Origin of the sequence: Pantoea sp. AN62 (assembly GCF_050432985.1) — a bacterium.
GTDB lineage: Bacteria > Pseudomonadota > Gammaproteobacteria > Enterobacterales > Enterobacteriaceae > Pantoea > Pantoea brenneri.
In genome coordinates this window covers 85,797-99,166 of record NZ_JBNPYB010000016.1, presented here as the reverse complement: position 1 = coordinate 99,166, position 13,370 = coordinate 85,797, and the positions used below count along the sequence as shown (strand labels likewise).

Below are 13,370 nucleotides of genomic sequence, written 5' to 3'. Positions count from 1 at the left end.
AGAATAATGGCCTTCAATGCAACAGACAGGAAAGCCGTGGTGAAGATTCTCGTCGATGAAAATATGCCTTATGCCCGTGAGTTGTTCAGCCGGACCGGCGAAGTGGTGGCGGTTCCGGGTCGTCCCTTGCCGGCGGCGGAACTGGCCGATGCCGATGGCCTGATGGTGCGATCGGTGACCCAGGTCAATGAAGCGCTGCTGGCCGGTAAGCCGGTGAAGTTTGTCGGTACCGCCACTGCCGGCACCGACCATATCGACGAAAACTGGCTGCAGCAGGCGGGCATTGCCTTTTCCGCCGCGCCCGGCTGCAACGCCATCGCGGTGGTGGAGTATGTCTTCTCGTCTTTGCTGCTGTTGGCGGAACGTGACGGCTTCCAGCTGCGTGACCGCACCGTCGGCATTGTCGGCGTCGGCAACGTCGGTGGACGGTTGCAGAAACGGCTGGCGGCGTGGGGGGTGAAAACCCTGCTGTGCGATCCGCCGCGCGCCGATCGCGGTGACGAAGGCGATTTTCTTTCGCTGGAGCAGCTGGTGGAGCAGGCGGATATTTTGACCTTCCATACGCCACTGTTTAAAGCCGGCCGCTATAAAAGCTGGCACCTGGCAGATGCGGCATTACTGATGGCGCTGAAGCCCAATACCATTCTGATTAACGCCTGTCGCGGCCCGGTGGTCGACAATGCCGCGCTGCTGGAAGTGCTGAAGATGCGCGCCGATCTCAGCGTAGTGCTTGACGTCTGGGAACCGGAGCCGGATCTGTCGCTGGCGCTGCTCGACAAAGTAGACATCGCCACGGCGCACATTGCGGGCTATACCCTCGAAGGCAAGGCGCGCGGCACTACTCAGGTGTTTGAAGCCTGGTGTGACTTTATCGGTCAGCCGCAACAGGTCCCGCTCAGCAGCCTGCTGCCGGTGCCGGAATTCAGTGAAATCACCCTGAATGGCCCGCTGGATCAGGCAACGCTGAAACGCCTGGTGCATCTGGTGTATGATGTGCGCCGCGACGATGCGCCCCTGCGAAAAGTGGCGGCTCAGCCTGGCGAATTTGATCGCCTGCGTAAGCAGTATCAGGAGCGCCGCGAATGGTCCTCGTTGCAGGTGATCTGTGACGACGCCAGCACGGCTGAGATGCTGACCCAACTGGGTTTTAACGCAACGCTCTCTTCCCGATAGTTGATGCCCTGGCACAACGGCCTGCGGGCAGGGAAAAATCCGAATCCCTCGGCGGTGAGATCACCGCCTTCTGTTTTTATGTCATTGTCTGGAGTAAACCAACATGTCTGACGGCTGGAATATTGCGCTACTGGGCGCGACAGGCGCAGTAGGGAACGCTGTACTGGAATTGCTGGCGGAACGCCAGTTCCCGGTTGGTGAATTGTATTTGCTGGCCAGTGAAAACAGCGCCGGTGAGATCAAACGTTTTGAAGGCCGCTCGGTGCGGGTTGAAAATGCGGCAGAATTTGACTGGTCGCAGGCGCAGCTGGCCTTTTTCGTCGCCGGCCGCGACGCATCCGCCCGCTTTGCCGATGATGCGGCGAACGCCGGTTGTCTGGTCATCGACAGCAGCGAGCTGTTTGCGCTGTCACCGGATGTGCCGCTGGTAGTGCCGGATGTAAATCCGCATGTGCTGGCCGATTACCGCAACCGCAATATTATCAGCGTGGCGGACAACCTGGTCAGTCAGTTGCTGACCGCGATCAAACCGCTGGTCGATGCGGCTGGATTAGGCCGGTTGCAGGTCACCAACCTGATCTCGGTCTCCAGCTACGGCAAAGTGGCGGTGGATGCGCTGGCCGGTGAAAGTGCCCGCCTGCTGAACGGCATTCCGGCAGATGAACATCACTTTGGTCGTCAGCTGGCGTTTAACCTGATGCCGCAGCAGGTGGACGCGGAAGGCAGCGTTGAAAGCGAACGCCGTCTGGTCGATCAGGTGCGTAAAGTGCTGCAGGATGAAGGCTTACCGATTGCGGTCAGCAGCGTGCAGGCACCGGTGTTTTACGGCAATGCGCAGATTGTCCACATTGAAAACCTGCGTCCGCTTTCGGCTGAAGAGGCGCGTGCCGAACTGGCGCTGGTGTCAGACATCTCGCTGAGCGAAGAGGATTCGGTGCCGACGCCGGTCACCGATGCGTCGGGTAACGGTGCACTGAGCATTGGCGGCGTGCGTAACGATTACGGTATTCCGGAGCTGCTGCAGTTCTGGTCAGTGGCCGACAATATTCGTTTTGGCGGCGCGTTGATGGCGGTGAAAACGGCTGAGAAACTGGTTCAGGAGTATCTGTAACCATGTCCGACGGTCAGACGCAAAAACTGGCGCTCGGCATCGAGTATGACGGCAGCCGCTATTATGGCTGGCAGCGTCAGCAGGAAGTGCGCAGCGTGCAGGAAAAGTTAGAGCGCGCGCTGTCAAAAGTCGCCGATCATCCGGTCAGCGTGTTTTGTGCCGGACGCACCGATGCGGGCGTCCACGGGACCGGGCAGGTGGTGCATTTTGAAACCACTTCGCAGCGGGCGGACGGGGCCTGGACACTCGGCGTCAATGCCAACCTGCCGCCGGATATCGCGGTACGTTGGGTAAAAGCGGTGCCAGAGCCGTTTCACGCCCGTTTCAGCGCAACCGCCCGTCGTTATCGCTACCTGATTTACAATCAGCGGCTGCGTCCGGCGGTGCTGGCGCAGGGCGTGACCCATTTTTATCATCCGCTGGATGCTGAAAAGATGCATCGCGCCGGCCAGTGTCTGCTGGGTGAGAATGACTTTACCTCGTTTCGCGCCGTGCAGTGTCAGTCGCGTACCCCGTGGCGCAACGTGATTCACCTGAATGTGACGCGTCAGGGGCCTTACGTGATTGTCGATATTAAAGCCAACGCCTTTGTGCATCACATGGTGCGCAATATCGTCGGCAGCCTGATGGAGATTGGCTGTGGCAATCAGCCGGAATCCTGGATGGCCACGCTGCTGGCGGCGAAGGATCGGACATTGGCTGCAGCCACTGCCCGGGCAGAAGGGTTGTATCTGGTGGCGGTGGATTATCCATCCCACTTTGCGTTACCACAGCCGTCGATGGGACCGTTGTTCCTCGCGGATTAATTCACTTTTAGGGCTTAAAAGGGCGCGTTATGGAGTTCATCCATTTTCTGGTTGATTTTATTTTGCACATTGATGTGCATCTTGCCGAACTGGTTGCGCAGTACGGTGTCTGGATTTACGCTATTTTGTTCCTGATTTTGTTCTGCGAAACCGGTTTAGTGGTGACGCCATTCCTGCCTGGCGACTCGTTACTGTTTGTGGCGGGTGCACTGGCGGCGTTGCCTGGCAACGACCTGAATGTGCATCTGATGGTGGCGCTGTTAGTGGTTGCGGCGATCCTTGGCGATGCGGTGAACTACACCATTGGCCGTCTGTTTGGCGAGCGGTTGTTCAGTAACCCGAACTCCAGAATCTTCCGTCGCAGCTACCTGGATAAAACCCATGCGTTTTACGCCCGTCACGGCGGTAAAACCATTATCCTGGCGCGTTTTGTGCCGATTGTTCGCACCTTTGCGCCGTTTGTTGCCGGTATGGGCCACATGTCCTATCGTCACTTTGCGCTGTTCAACGTCACCGGTGCGCTGGCCTGGGTCCTGCTGTTCTCCTATGCCGGTTACCTGTTTGGCGATTTGCCGGTGGTGCAGGAAAACCTGAAGCTGCTGATTGTCGGGATTATCCTGGTGTCGGTATTGCCGGGCGTGATTGAAGTCTGGCGTCATCGCCGCCAGGCAAAGCAGCAGAAGCAGCCCTGAGTGGCCGCTTTGCTCAGGGGTAAGACCAGATTTTTATCCACAGTCTGAACGGGTTGTGGTTTAATGAGCGACATTTACCGTCTGCTGAAGCGGTTTTCAGCAGTATCAAGACGACTGGACCAGGTCAGTTTTAAACAGAAAGGTCATCAATGAGCTGGATTGAACGCATTCTTAATAAAAGCAACGTTACGCCTGCGCGCCGCGCCAGTATCCCGGAAGGGGTCTGGACCAAGTGCGACAGCTGTGGCCAGGTTCTCTACCGTGCCGAGCTGGAGCGTAATCTTGAAGTCTGTCCGAAGTGTGACCATCACATGCGTATGCACGCCCGTGAGCGCCTCGGCAGCTTCCTCGATCAGGGCACCCTGGTTGAGCTGGGCAGTGAACTGGAACCCAAGGATCTGCTGAAGTTCCGCGACTCGAAAAAGTACAAAGATCGTCTGGTCGCTGCGCAAAAGGCGACTAACGAGAAAGATGCGCTGATCGTGATGAAAGGCCAGCTGCATGGCATGCCGGTTGTCACTGCCGCCTTCGAATTCGCCTTTATGGGCGGTTCAATGGGCTCGGTAGTGGGTGCCCGTTTTGTGCGTGCGGTTGAGCAGGCGCTGGCGGATAACTGCCCGCTGATCTGCTTCTCTGCCAGTGGCGGCGCGCGTATGCAGGAAGCGCTGATGTCGCTGATGCAGATGGCGAAAACCAGCGCCGCGCTGGCTAAAATGCAGGAACGCGGTCTGCCTTACATCTCGGTACTGACCGACCCGACCATGGGCGGCGTGTCAGCCAGCTTTGCCATGCTGGGCGACCTCAACGTGGCGGAACCGAAAGCGCTGATCGGCTTTGCCGGTCCCCGCGTTATCGAGCAGACCGTGCGTGAAAAACTGCCGCCGGGCTTCCAGCGCAGTGAGTTCCTGATTGAAAAGGGCGCGATTGATATGATCATTCGCCGTCCGGAAATGCGGTACAAACTGGCAAGCCTGCTGGCAAAAATGATGAACCTGCCAGCACCGCTGCACGACGGTGAACAGTCCGCCCCGGCGACGACTGAGCCGGAGAGCAACGAGGCCTGACAGGAGATAGAAAGGCGCGCCCGTCGCGCCTTTCACCAATGCACCGTATACCTCAGCACCAGTCTGTCGGGTATAAATAAGCAAAACGGGACATATGGACAATCTTCACCTCCCTCAAGCCACGTCGCCTTTGGCCACGTGGCTTTATTATCTTGAGCACCTGCACACTCAGGCCATCGAACTGGGGCTGGATCGCATTCGCCAGGTCGCGCAACGTCTTGACCTGCTGAAACCCGCTCCCTTCGTCTTCACCGTCGCTGGCACCAACGGCAAAGGCACCACCTGTCGTACCCTGGAAACGCTGCTGATGGCGGCCGGCTATCGCGTGGGCGTTTACAGCTCGCCGCATCTGGTGCGCTATACCGAACGGGTACGGGTTCAGGGGCAGGAGCTGAGCGAAGCGCAGCACTGTGCCAGCTTTGCCGACATTGAAGCCGGACGCGGTGATATCTCACTGACCTATTTTGAGTTTGGCACCTTGTCAGCGCTGAAGCTGTTTCAACAGGCGCAGCTGGACGTGGTGATCCTCGAAGTCGGCCTCGGCGGACGGCTCGACGCCACCAATATCGTGGATGCAGATGTGGCGGTGGTCACCAGCATTGCGCTCGATCACATCGACTGGCTCGGTCCGGATCGGGAAAGCATTGGCCGCGAAAAAGCGGGTGTTTTCCGTGCCGGCAAACCGGCGGTGGTGGGTGAGCCTGATATGCCGCACAGCATTGCCGCAGTGGCCAGTGAGAAGGGCGCACAGCTGCTGCAACGCGACCGTGACTGGTGTTACCGTCAGCAGCCGGAAAGCTGGTCGCTGCGTGACGCGCACGGTGAGCTGAACGATCTGCCGCTGCCGCAGGTGCCGCTGCCGAATGCCGCGACGGCGCTGGTCGCGCTGCGCACGTCCGGACTGCAGGTCAGTGAAGCGCAGATCCGCGCTACGCTGCCGTTAGCCATGCTGCCGGGCCGCTTTCAGACCATCAGCGAATCGCCGCGGGTGATTCTCGACGTGGCGCATAATCCGCATGCGGCGCACTATCTGGCGTCACGGCTGGCCGCGCTGCCCAAAACCGGCCGGGTACTCGCGGTGGTGGGTATGCTGCACGACAAAGATATTGCCGGTACGCTGGCGGCGTTGTCACCGGCGGTGGATGCCTGGTACTGCGCACCGCTCGACGGCCCGCGCGGCGCGACGGCGGAGCAGCTGCTGCAGTGGCTGCCGCAGGGCGAGGCGTTCAGCACGGTAGAGCAGGCCTGGCAGCAGGCGCGCCAGCAGGCGCAGCCGCAGGACATTGTGCTGGTGTGTGGATCGTTCCACACCGTGGCACAGGTCATGGAATCGATTGAAACGGAGAAAGGACGTGGCAAGTAAGTTTCAGAACCGTTTAGTCGGCACCGTCATTCTGGTGGCCGTCGGCGTGATTGTATTGCCGGGGCTGCTGGATGGGCAGAAGAAGCACTATAAAGAAGAGTTCGCCGCCATTCCGCTGGTGCCGAAACCCGACGATCAGCAGGACAGCGAAATGGTGCCGCCGGTGACCCAGTCGCTGCCGGCCCAGCCGCCGGAAGGCGCAGGTAATGCGGTCAGCAGCAGCAGCGGAAAAACCACCGCAGCGGCTGAACAGGGACGCGCAAAACCCACCGAAGAGAGCGAGCCGGCCGTTGTGACGCCACCGCCGGTGCATCAGCCGACGCCGGTGAAACCGAAACCGGTCGAGCAGCCTAAACCGAAGCCGGTTGAGCAGCCGAAGCCTAAACCGGTCGAACAGCCGAAGCCAAAAACGGTTGAGCCACCGAAAACCGTGGAGCAGCCGAAGCAGGCCGAGACGCCGAAGGCGGCCGAACCGAGCGCACCAGCCGGTCAGGCTTATGTGGTACAGCTGGGTGCGCTGAAAAACGCCAGCAAGGTGAATGAGATTGTCGCGCAGCTGCGACTGTCGGGCTATCGCGCCTTTACCGTGCCATCAACGCCGGTACAGGGACAGATCACCCGCATTTACGTGGGACCGGACGCCTCAAAAGCCAAAATGCAAAGTGCGGTAGGCGAGCTGAAAAGCATCTCCGGGCTGGGCGGCGTCGTGAAGCCGTACAGCGCTCGCTAAACTCATCAATTGGCGCTGCCAATAGCAGTAACAGGCAGCGCCAATTGGGCTAAACCACGGCGGGTTAAAGCGGATAAACGGGTAAAAAATGACGATTTTCAACGGCCTGACCGTCGGGAAATCAACCGGGCGACGAAGGTTTTTTTCATCGCCTTTTTTATGGATGCAGAACTGGAAAACCGCTACGCAAACGTTTTCTTTTTCTGTTAGAATGCGCCCCGAACTGGATGCAGGGGTGCAATGGCACTGGCGCTGGAAGAGTTCATGATCTGGATTGATTACGTCATTATTGCGGTAGTTGGTTTTTCGGCTCTGGTCAGCCTGATCCGTGGGTTTGTCCGGGAAGCCTTATCTCTTGTTACCTGGGGATGCGCGTTTTTTGTCGCCAGTCATTACTACGCCTACCTTGCAGTCTGGTTTACAGGTTTTGACGACGAACTGGTTCGTAACGGTATCGCCATTGGGGTGTTGTTTGTCGCCACCCTGATTGTCGGTGCGATTGTGAATTACGTGATCGGCTCGCTGGTGGAAAAAACCGGCCTGTCGGGAACCGACCGGGTGTTGGGCGTCTGTTTCGGGGCGTTGCGTGGTGTGCTGATAGTGGCCGCTCTGCTGTTCTTCCTCGATACTTTCACCGGCTTTTCGAAAAGTCCGGACTGGCAACAGTCTCAACTCATTCCCGAGTTCAGTTATATAATCAGGTGGTTTTTCGATTACCTGAAAAGCACGTCGAGTTTTTTACCCCGGTGATGCGACCGGGAGTGCGGCTTAATGAGGAAATGACAACATGTGCGGTATTGTCGGTATCACCGGTTTCATGCCGGTAAACCAGTCGATCTATGACGCGTTAACGGTGCTCCAGCACCGCGGGCAGGATGCCGCAGGCATTTGTACTATCGATGCGCTGAAGTGCTTCCGTCTGCGAAAGGCAAATGGCCTGGTCAGCGACGTTTTCGAAGCACGCCACATGCAGCGTTTGCAGGGCAACATGGGCATTGGTCACGCGCGTTATCCGACCGCGGGCAGCTCAAGTGCCTCTGAAGCGCAGCCATTCTACGTAAACTCGCCGTACGGTATTACGCTGGCGCACAACGGAAATCTCACCAACGCCCACGAACTGCGTAAGCACCTGTTCGAAAAGGGCCGCCGTCATGTGAATACCACCTCAGATTCTGAAATCCTGCTCAATATTTTCGCGCAGGAGCTGGATCGCTTCCAGAACGATCCGCTGGAAGCCGACAATATTTTTGCCGCCGTCGCTGCGGTGCATCAGCAGGTGCGCGGAGCCTATGCGGTGGTGGCGATGATTATCGGTCATGGCATGGTAGCGTTCCGCGACCCGAACGGTATCCGTCCGCTGGTGCTGGGCAAACGCGTGATCGCCGATGGCCGTACCGAATATATGGTGGCCTCGGAGAGCGTGGCGCTGGATACGTTAGGGTTTGAATTCATCCGTGACGTCGCACCGGGTGAAGCGGTCTATGTCACTGAGCAGGGGCAGCTTTCTACCCGCCAGTGCGCCGAAAACCCGAAAAGCAATCCCTGCCTGTTCGAGTACGTCTACTTTGCACGTCCCGACTCGTTCCTCGATAAGATTTCGGTCTACAGCGCCCGCGTGCGCATGGGCACCAAGCTGGGCGAGAAAATTGCCCGCGAGTGGGAAGATCTTGATATCGATGTAGTGATCCCGATTCCGGAAACCTCAACCGATATCGCACTGGAAATTGCGCGCATTCTCGATAAGCCGTATCGCCAGGGCTTCGTGAAAAACCGTTACGTCGGCCGCACCTTTATCATGCCGGGCCAGCAGTTACGTCGCAGCGCGGTTCGCCGTAAGCTGAATGCTAACCGCGCCGAGTTCCGCGATAAAAACGTGTTGCTGGTGGATGACTCCATCGTACGCGGCACCACCTCAGAGCAGATCATTGAGATGGCGCGTGAAGCCGGTGCGAAGCGGGTTTATCTGGCGTCAGCGGCTCCGGAGATTCGTTTCCCGAACGTATATGGCATTGATATGCCAAGCGCCACCGAGCTGATTGCCCACGGTCGTGAAGTCGAAGAGATCCGCCAGTTGATCAAAGCGGATGCGCTGATTTTCCAGGACCTGGATGACCTGATCGAAGCGGTTCGCGAAGAGAACCCGGACATTACCCAGTTTGAATGCTCGGTGTTTAACGGAATTTATGTCACGAAGGATGTTGACCAGCGCTATCTGGAATACCTCCAGTCGCTGCGTAATGACGATGCAAAAGCGGTTGCGCGTCAGAATGAGGTGGAAAACCTCGAGCTGCACAACGAAGGCTAAGCGCCAGCGTTAGGGCAGATAAAGCAGGGCGGGAGCAATCCCGCCCTGTTTGTTTTCAGAAATCCCCAGGCCGCGTTATGATGATGCATCCGGGTAGAGCAAGGTTGGAATATGAAACGACTCATCATTGGCATCTCAGGCGCCAGCGGGGTGATTTATGGCGTGCGCATGCTGCAGGTTTTGCAGCAGGTCGATGAGGTGGAAACGCATCTGGTGATGAGCCAGGCGGCGCGCCAGACGTTAGGGCTGGAGAGCGATTACTCACTACGTGACGTGCAGGCGCTGGCCGATGTGGTGCACGACGTGCGCGATATTGCGGCAAGCATTTCGTCAGGATCGTTTAAAACCCTCGGGATGGCGATTTTGCCGTGCTCAATGAAAACCCTGTCCGGCATCGTCCACAGTTACAGTGATTCACTGCTGACCCGCGCGGCTGACGTGGTATTAAAAGAGCAGCGCAAGCTGGTGCTGTGCGTGCGTGAAACGCCGCTGCACGTTGGCCACCTGCGCATGATGACCACCGCCGCTGAGCTGGGCGCCATCATTATGCCGCCAGTACCGGCGTTCTATCATCGCCCTGAAAACATCGGGCAACTGGTTGATCAAACGGTCAATCGGGTCATCGATCAGTTTGATATCGAATTGCCAGAAGATTTGTTCGCGCGCTGGCAAGGTGCATAAAGTTCCGCTGGCGCACTTATTTAGTGCATAAGCGCGCCTCGGATCACTCTTCGTGCATTTGATGCACCAAAAGTTAACATCATCGCTTTTTCTCTTTTACTTCACTGTTATATTCCCCTCACAAGCTCAGCGTTTTCGGCTGTCGGACGTCACGCTAAGTGCGCGAATAACTTGCAGAACTGGCATGAAACATGCAACTTACTTTGCGCAAACACATCACGTACCACATAACAAAAAGCACTTCACTTGAGGGTAATCTATGAAAAAGCGTGTTCTGGCTCTTTCCCTGATGCTGGGTTTATCCAGTGCTGCCAGCGTATTTGCGGCGGTACCAGGTTCAATCCGTATCGGCACAGATCCAACCTACCCACCGTTTGAGTCAAAAAACGCGCAAGGGCAGTTAGTGGGCTTTGATATCGACCTCGCTAACGAAATCTGCAAACGCATTCATACCCAGTGTACTTACGTTGAGAGCGACTTTGACGCCCTGATCCCCTCGCTGAAAGCGAAGAAAATTGACGCCATCATCTCTTCTCTCTCGATCACAGCAAAACGTCAGGAAGAAATCGCCTTCTCGGAAAAACTCTACGCCGCCAACGCGCGCTTAGTGGCACCGAAAGGGTCTAAAATCGAACCGACGATTGAGTCGCTGAAAGGCAAAAACATCGGTCTGTTGCAGGGCACCACCCAGGAAACTTACGCCAACCAGTACTGGCGGCCAAAAGGCGTGAGCGTGACACCGTACGCGAACCAGGATCTGGTCTATCAGGATCTGAATGCCGGACGTATTGATGCGGCGTTCCAGGACGAAGTGCAGGCGAGCGAAGGGTTCCTGAAGCAGCCGGTCGGGAAAAACTACGCCTTCGCCGGTCCGGCAGTGAAAGATGACAAAATCTTCGGCGTCGGCACCGGTATGGGGCTGCGTAAAGATGACAGCGAGCTGAAAGCGGCCATCGACAAAGCCTTTGCTGAAATGCGTAAAGATGGCACCTACGACAAGATTGCGAAGAAGTACTTCGACTTTAATGTGTACGGCGACTAACCATCCTGTCGCTCTGCCCATAATATGACGGACCTTAGCAGGCCGGATCGGATGCGGGAAAAGAGAGCGCCAGCTAGCGGCGTTTACTTTACCGGCAATGCACGGTCTGCTGCTGTCCGGAATGGCTGAGCAGAGCAAAACTGCCCGTCGATTGCTGGCGGGCAGCGTTCCGTTTCCACCCCACGACAGGACCCTCTCGATGCTGTATGGCTATTCTGATGTAATTCTTCGGGGCACGCTGGTGACACTGGAGCTGGCGCTGACCTCGGTGGTTCTGGCAGTGCTGCTCGGGCTGATTGGCGCGGGTGCCAAACTGTCACGTAACCGGCTGCTGGCGATGATCTTTGAAGGCTACACCACCCTGATTCGCGGTGTGCCGGACCTCGTTCTTATGCTGCTGATCTTCTACGGTCTGCAGATCGTGCTTAACCAGATTACCGACGCGCTGGGGATGGCCCAGTTTGATATCGACCCGATGGTCGCGGGTATCATTACGCTCGGCTTTATCTATGGTGCCTACTTCACAGAAACCTTCCGTGGTGCCTTTATGGCGGTGCCAAAAGGGCAGATCGAAGCGGCCACCGCGTTCGGTTTCACCGGTTCACAGGTGTTCCGCCGCATTCTGTTCCCGGCGATGATGCGCTATGCGTTGCCGGGTATCGGCAACAACTGGCAGGTGATCCTCAAGGCCACCGCGCTGGTATCACTGCTGGGGCTGGAAGATGTGGTGAAAGCCACGCAGCTGGCCGGTAAAAGTACCTGGCAACCGTTCTACTTTGCGATTGTGGCGGGCGTGATCTATCTGGTGTTTACCACGCTGTCGAATGGCGTGCTGTGGTGGCTTAACCGGCGCTATACGGTTGGCGTGAAGAGGGCGAGCTATGATTGATATTATTCAGGAATACTGGAAATCGCTGCTCTGGACCGATGGTTACCGCTTTACCGGCGTCGCCATTACGCTGTGGCTGTTGATCCTGTCGGTGGTTATTGGTGGATCGCTGGCGATCCTGCTGGCGATTGCGCGGGTTTCACCGAACCGGTTTATCAGTTTTCCGGTCTGGCTGTTTACCTATGTGTTTCGCGGTACACCGCTCTATGTGCAGCTGCTGGTGTTCTACTCCGGGATGTACACACTGGAAATTGTTAAAGGCACCGAACTGCTGAATGCCTTTTTCCGCAGCGGGCTGAACTGTACCTTACTGGCGTTTACCCTCAACACCTGTGCCTACACCACCGAAATCTTTGCCGGGGCTATCCGCTCGGTACCGCACGGTGAAATCGAGGCGGCGCGGGCCTATGGCTTCTCCACCTTCAAACTCTATCGCTGCATTATTCTGCCGTCGGCGCTGCGCACCGCGTTACCGGCCTACAGCAACGAAGTAATTTTAATGCTGCACTCCACCGCGCTGGCGTTTACCGCGACGGTGCCGGATTTGCTGAAAATTGCGCGTGATATCAACTCGGCGACCTATCAGCCGTTTACCGCGTTCGGCCTGGCCGCGGTGCTGTATCTGATTATTTCTTACGTGTTAATCAGCCTGTTCCGTCTGGCGGAGCGGCGCTGGCTGGCCCACGTCAAACCCTCTTCATCGCATTGAGTAGAACTATGGCTGACAATAAATTAAGCGTCACCGAATTACATAAACGTTACGGTGAACACGAAGTGCTGAAAGGGGTCTCGTTAACCGCTAACGCGGGCGATGTGATCACCATTATCGGATCGTCCGGTTCGGGAAAAAGTACCTTTTTACGCTGCATCAACTTCCTCGAAAAACCGAGCGAAGGCACGATTGTGGTTAATAATCAGCAGATCAACTTAGTCCGCGACAAAGATGGTCAGCTGAAAGTGGCAAACAAAGAGCAACTGCGCGCCCTGCGTACCAGCCTGACCATGGTATTCCAGCACTTCAATCTGTGGAGCCATATGACGGTGCTGGAAAACGTGATGGAAGCGCCGATTCAGGTGCTGGGACTGAGCAAAGCGGAAGCGCGTGAACGGGCAATCAAATACCTCGATAAGGTCGGGATTGATGCACGGGCACAGGCGAAATACCCGGTTCATCTTTCCGGTGGTCAGCAGCAGCGCGTGTCGATTGCGCGCGCGCTGGCGATGGAGCCGGAAGTGTTGCTGTTTGATGAACCCACCTCGGCGCTCGATCCGGAGCTGGTCGGTGAAGTACTGCGCATTATGCAGAAACTGGCGGAAGAGGGGAAAACCATGGTGGTGGTGACGCACGAGATGGAATTTGCCCGTCACGTCTCCAGTCATGTCATTTTCCTGCATCAGGGCAAAATTGAAGAGCAGGGATCGCCGGTGGAACTGTTCGGCAGCCCGAAGAGTACCCGCCTGCAGCAGTTCCTGAAAGGCTCGCTGAAGTAAGTTCGCGTCCGCGTCCGCGTCGT

The 13,370-nt window shown here is 57.1% G+C and carries 14 protein-coding genes; all 14 read left to right on the top strand.

What is annotated here, in order from left to right; all coding sequences use genetic code 11:
* The first annotated feature begins 39 nt into the window (after positions 1–39).
* The 14 genes from pdxB (at position 40) to hisP (ending at position 13,347) form a co-directional block, all read left to right on the top strand.
* A complete protein-coding gene (gene pdxB, locus FHW04_RS18610) occupies positions 40–1,173 on the top strand; it encodes a 4-phosphoerythronate dehydrogenase PdxB (protein ID WP_031377190.1) in 1,134 nt (377 codons plus the stop codon).
* A gap of 103 nt (positions 1,174–1,276) precedes the next feature.
* On the top strand, positions 1,277–2,284 hold the full coding sequence (locus tag FHW04_RS18605; RefSeq protein WP_031377191.1) for an aspartate-semialdehyde dehydrogenase: 1,008 nt from the start codon (positions 1,277–1,279) through the stop codon (positions 2,282–2,284).
* Between the two features lie 2 nt (positions 2,285–2,286).
* A complete protein-coding gene (gene truA / locus FHW04_RS18600) occupies positions 2,287–3,090 on the top strand; it encodes a tRNA pseudouridine(38-40) synthase TruA (RefSeq protein ID WP_089561976.1) in 804 nt (267 codons plus the stop codon).
* 29 nt (positions 3,091–3,119) lie between these two features.
* On the top strand, positions 3,120–3,782 hold the full coding sequence (locus FHW04_RS18595) for a DedA family protein (protein WP_031377193.1): 663 nt from the start codon (positions 3,120–3,122) through the stop codon (positions 3,780–3,782).
* Positions 3,783–3,931: 149 nt separating this feature from the next.
* Positions 3,932–4,846 carry an acetyl-CoA carboxylase, carboxyltransferase subunit beta gene (gene accD, locus FHW04_RS18590; protein WP_031377194.1) on the top strand — a complete coding sequence of 305 codons (915 nt, stop codon included), beginning with the start codon at positions 3,932–3,934 and terminating at the stop codon, positions 4,844–4,846.
* A gap of 94 nt (positions 4,847–4,940) precedes the next feature.
* Positions 4,941–6,209: a bifunctional tetrahydrofolate synthase/dihydrofolate synthase gene (folC, locus tag FHW04_RS18585; protein WP_179420052.1), complete on the top strand. Its 1,269-nt coding sequence runs from the start codon at positions 4,941–4,943 to the stop codon at positions 6,207–6,209.
* Positions 6,199–6,939, top strand: a complete 741-nt coding sequence (gene dedD / locus FHW04_RS18580) for a cell division protein DedD (protein ID WP_089561977.1) — start codon at positions 6,199–6,201, stop codon at positions 6,937–6,939. The genes folC and dedD overlap by 11 nt, the downstream gene beginning before the upstream one ends.
* Before the next feature lie 264 nt (positions 6,940–7,203).
* Positions 7,204–7,689 (top strand): colicin V production protein, encoded by a 486-nt coding sequence (gene cvpA / locus FHW04_RS18575; protein WP_031376251.1) that lies wholly within the window; start codon positions 7,204–7,206, stop codon positions 7,687–7,689.
* A 37-nt stretch (positions 7,690–7,726) separates the two neighbouring features.
* Positions 7,727–9,244 carry an amidophosphoribosyltransferase gene (gene purF, locus FHW04_RS18570; RefSeq protein WP_069728995.1) on the top strand — a complete coding sequence of 506 codons (1,518 nt, stop codon included), beginning with the start codon at positions 7,727–7,729 and terminating at the stop codon, positions 9,242–9,244.
* Positions 9,245–9,355: 111 nt separating this feature from the next.
* On the top strand, positions 9,356–9,925 hold the full coding sequence (locus FHW04_RS18565; protein WP_031376250.1) for a UbiX family flavin prenyltransferase: 570 nt from the start codon (positions 9,356–9,358) through the stop codon (positions 9,923–9,925).
* Positions 9,926–10,184: 259 nt separating this feature from the next.
* Complete coding sequence (gene argT / locus FHW04_RS18560; RefSeq protein WP_046288187.1) at positions 10,185–10,967, top strand: lysine/arginine/ornithine ABC transporter substrate-binding protein ArgT; 783 nt, start codon at positions 10,185–10,187, stop codon at positions 10,965–10,967.
* 199 nt (positions 10,968–11,166) lie between these two features.
* The gene (locus FHW04_RS18555) at positions 11,167–11,856 is read left to right on the top strand and encodes a histidine ABC transporter permease HisQ (protein ID WP_031376248.1); all 690 of its coding nucleotides are present in this window, start codon (positions 11,167–11,169) and stop codon (positions 11,854–11,856) included.
* Positions 11,849–12,565: an ABC transporter permease gene (locus tag FHW04_RS18550; RefSeq protein WP_031376247.1), complete on the top strand. Its 717-nt coding sequence runs from the start codon at positions 11,849–11,851 to the stop codon at positions 12,563–12,565. Before FHW04_RS18555 ends, FHW04_RS18550 begins: the two co-directional genes overlap by 8 nt.
* 8 nt (positions 12,566–12,573) lie before the next feature.
* Positions 12,574–13,347, top strand: a complete 774-nt coding sequence (hisP, locus tag FHW04_RS18545) for a histidine ABC transporter ATP-binding protein HisP (RefSeq protein WP_031376246.1) — start codon at positions 12,574–12,576, stop codon at positions 13,345–13,347.
* Positions 13,348–13,370: the final 23 nt, after the last annotated feature.

What these genes read in the sequence shown, in the direction of transcription:
- FHW04_RS18605 (WP_031377191.1), top strand. Translation starts at nt 1,277, where the DNA reads ATGTCTGACGGCTGGAATATTGCGCTACTGGGCGCGACAGGCGCAGTA.
- truA (WP_089561976.1), top strand. Translation starts at nt 2,287, where the DNA reads ATGTCCGACGGTCAGACGCAAAAACTGGCGCTCGGCATCGAGTATGAC.
- FHW04_RS18595 (WP_031377193.1), top strand. Translation starts at nt 3,120, where the DNA reads ATGGAGTTCATCCATTTTCTGGTTGATTTTATTTTGCACATTGATGTG.
- accD (WP_031377194.1), top strand. Translation starts at nt 3,932, where the DNA reads ATGAGCTGGATTGAACGCATTCTTAATAAAAGCAACGTTACGCCTGCG.
- folC (WP_179420052.1), top strand. Translation starts at nt 4,941, where the DNA reads ATGGACAATCTTCACCTCCCTCAAGCCACGTCGCCTTTGGCCACGTGG.
- cvpA (WP_031376251.1), top strand. Translation starts at nt 7,204, where the DNA reads ATGATCTGGATTGATTACGTCATTATTGCGGTAGTTGGTTTTTCGGCT.
- purF (WP_069728995.1), top strand. Translation starts at nt 7,727, where the DNA reads ATGTGCGGTATTGTCGGTATCACCGGTTTCATGCCGGTAAACCAGTCG.
- FHW04_RS18565 (WP_031376250.1), top strand. Translation starts at nt 9,356, where the DNA reads ATGAAACGACTCATCATTGGCATCTCAGGCGCCAGCGGGGTGATTTAT.
- argT (WP_046288187.1), top strand. Translation starts at nt 10,185, where the DNA reads ATGAAAAAGCGTGTTCTGGCTCTTTCCCTGATGCTGGGTTTATCCAGT.
- FHW04_RS18555 (WP_031376248.1), top strand. Translation starts at nt 11,167, where the DNA reads ATGCTGTATGGCTATTCTGATGTAATTCTTCGGGGCACGCTGGTGACA.
- FHW04_RS18550 (WP_031376247.1), top strand. Translation starts at nt 11,849, where the DNA reads ATGATTGATATTATTCAGGAATACTGGAAATCGCTGCTCTGGACCGAT.
- hisP (WP_031376246.1), top strand. Translation starts at nt 12,574, where the DNA reads ATGGCTGACAATAAATTAAGCGTCACCGAATTACATAAACGTTACGGT.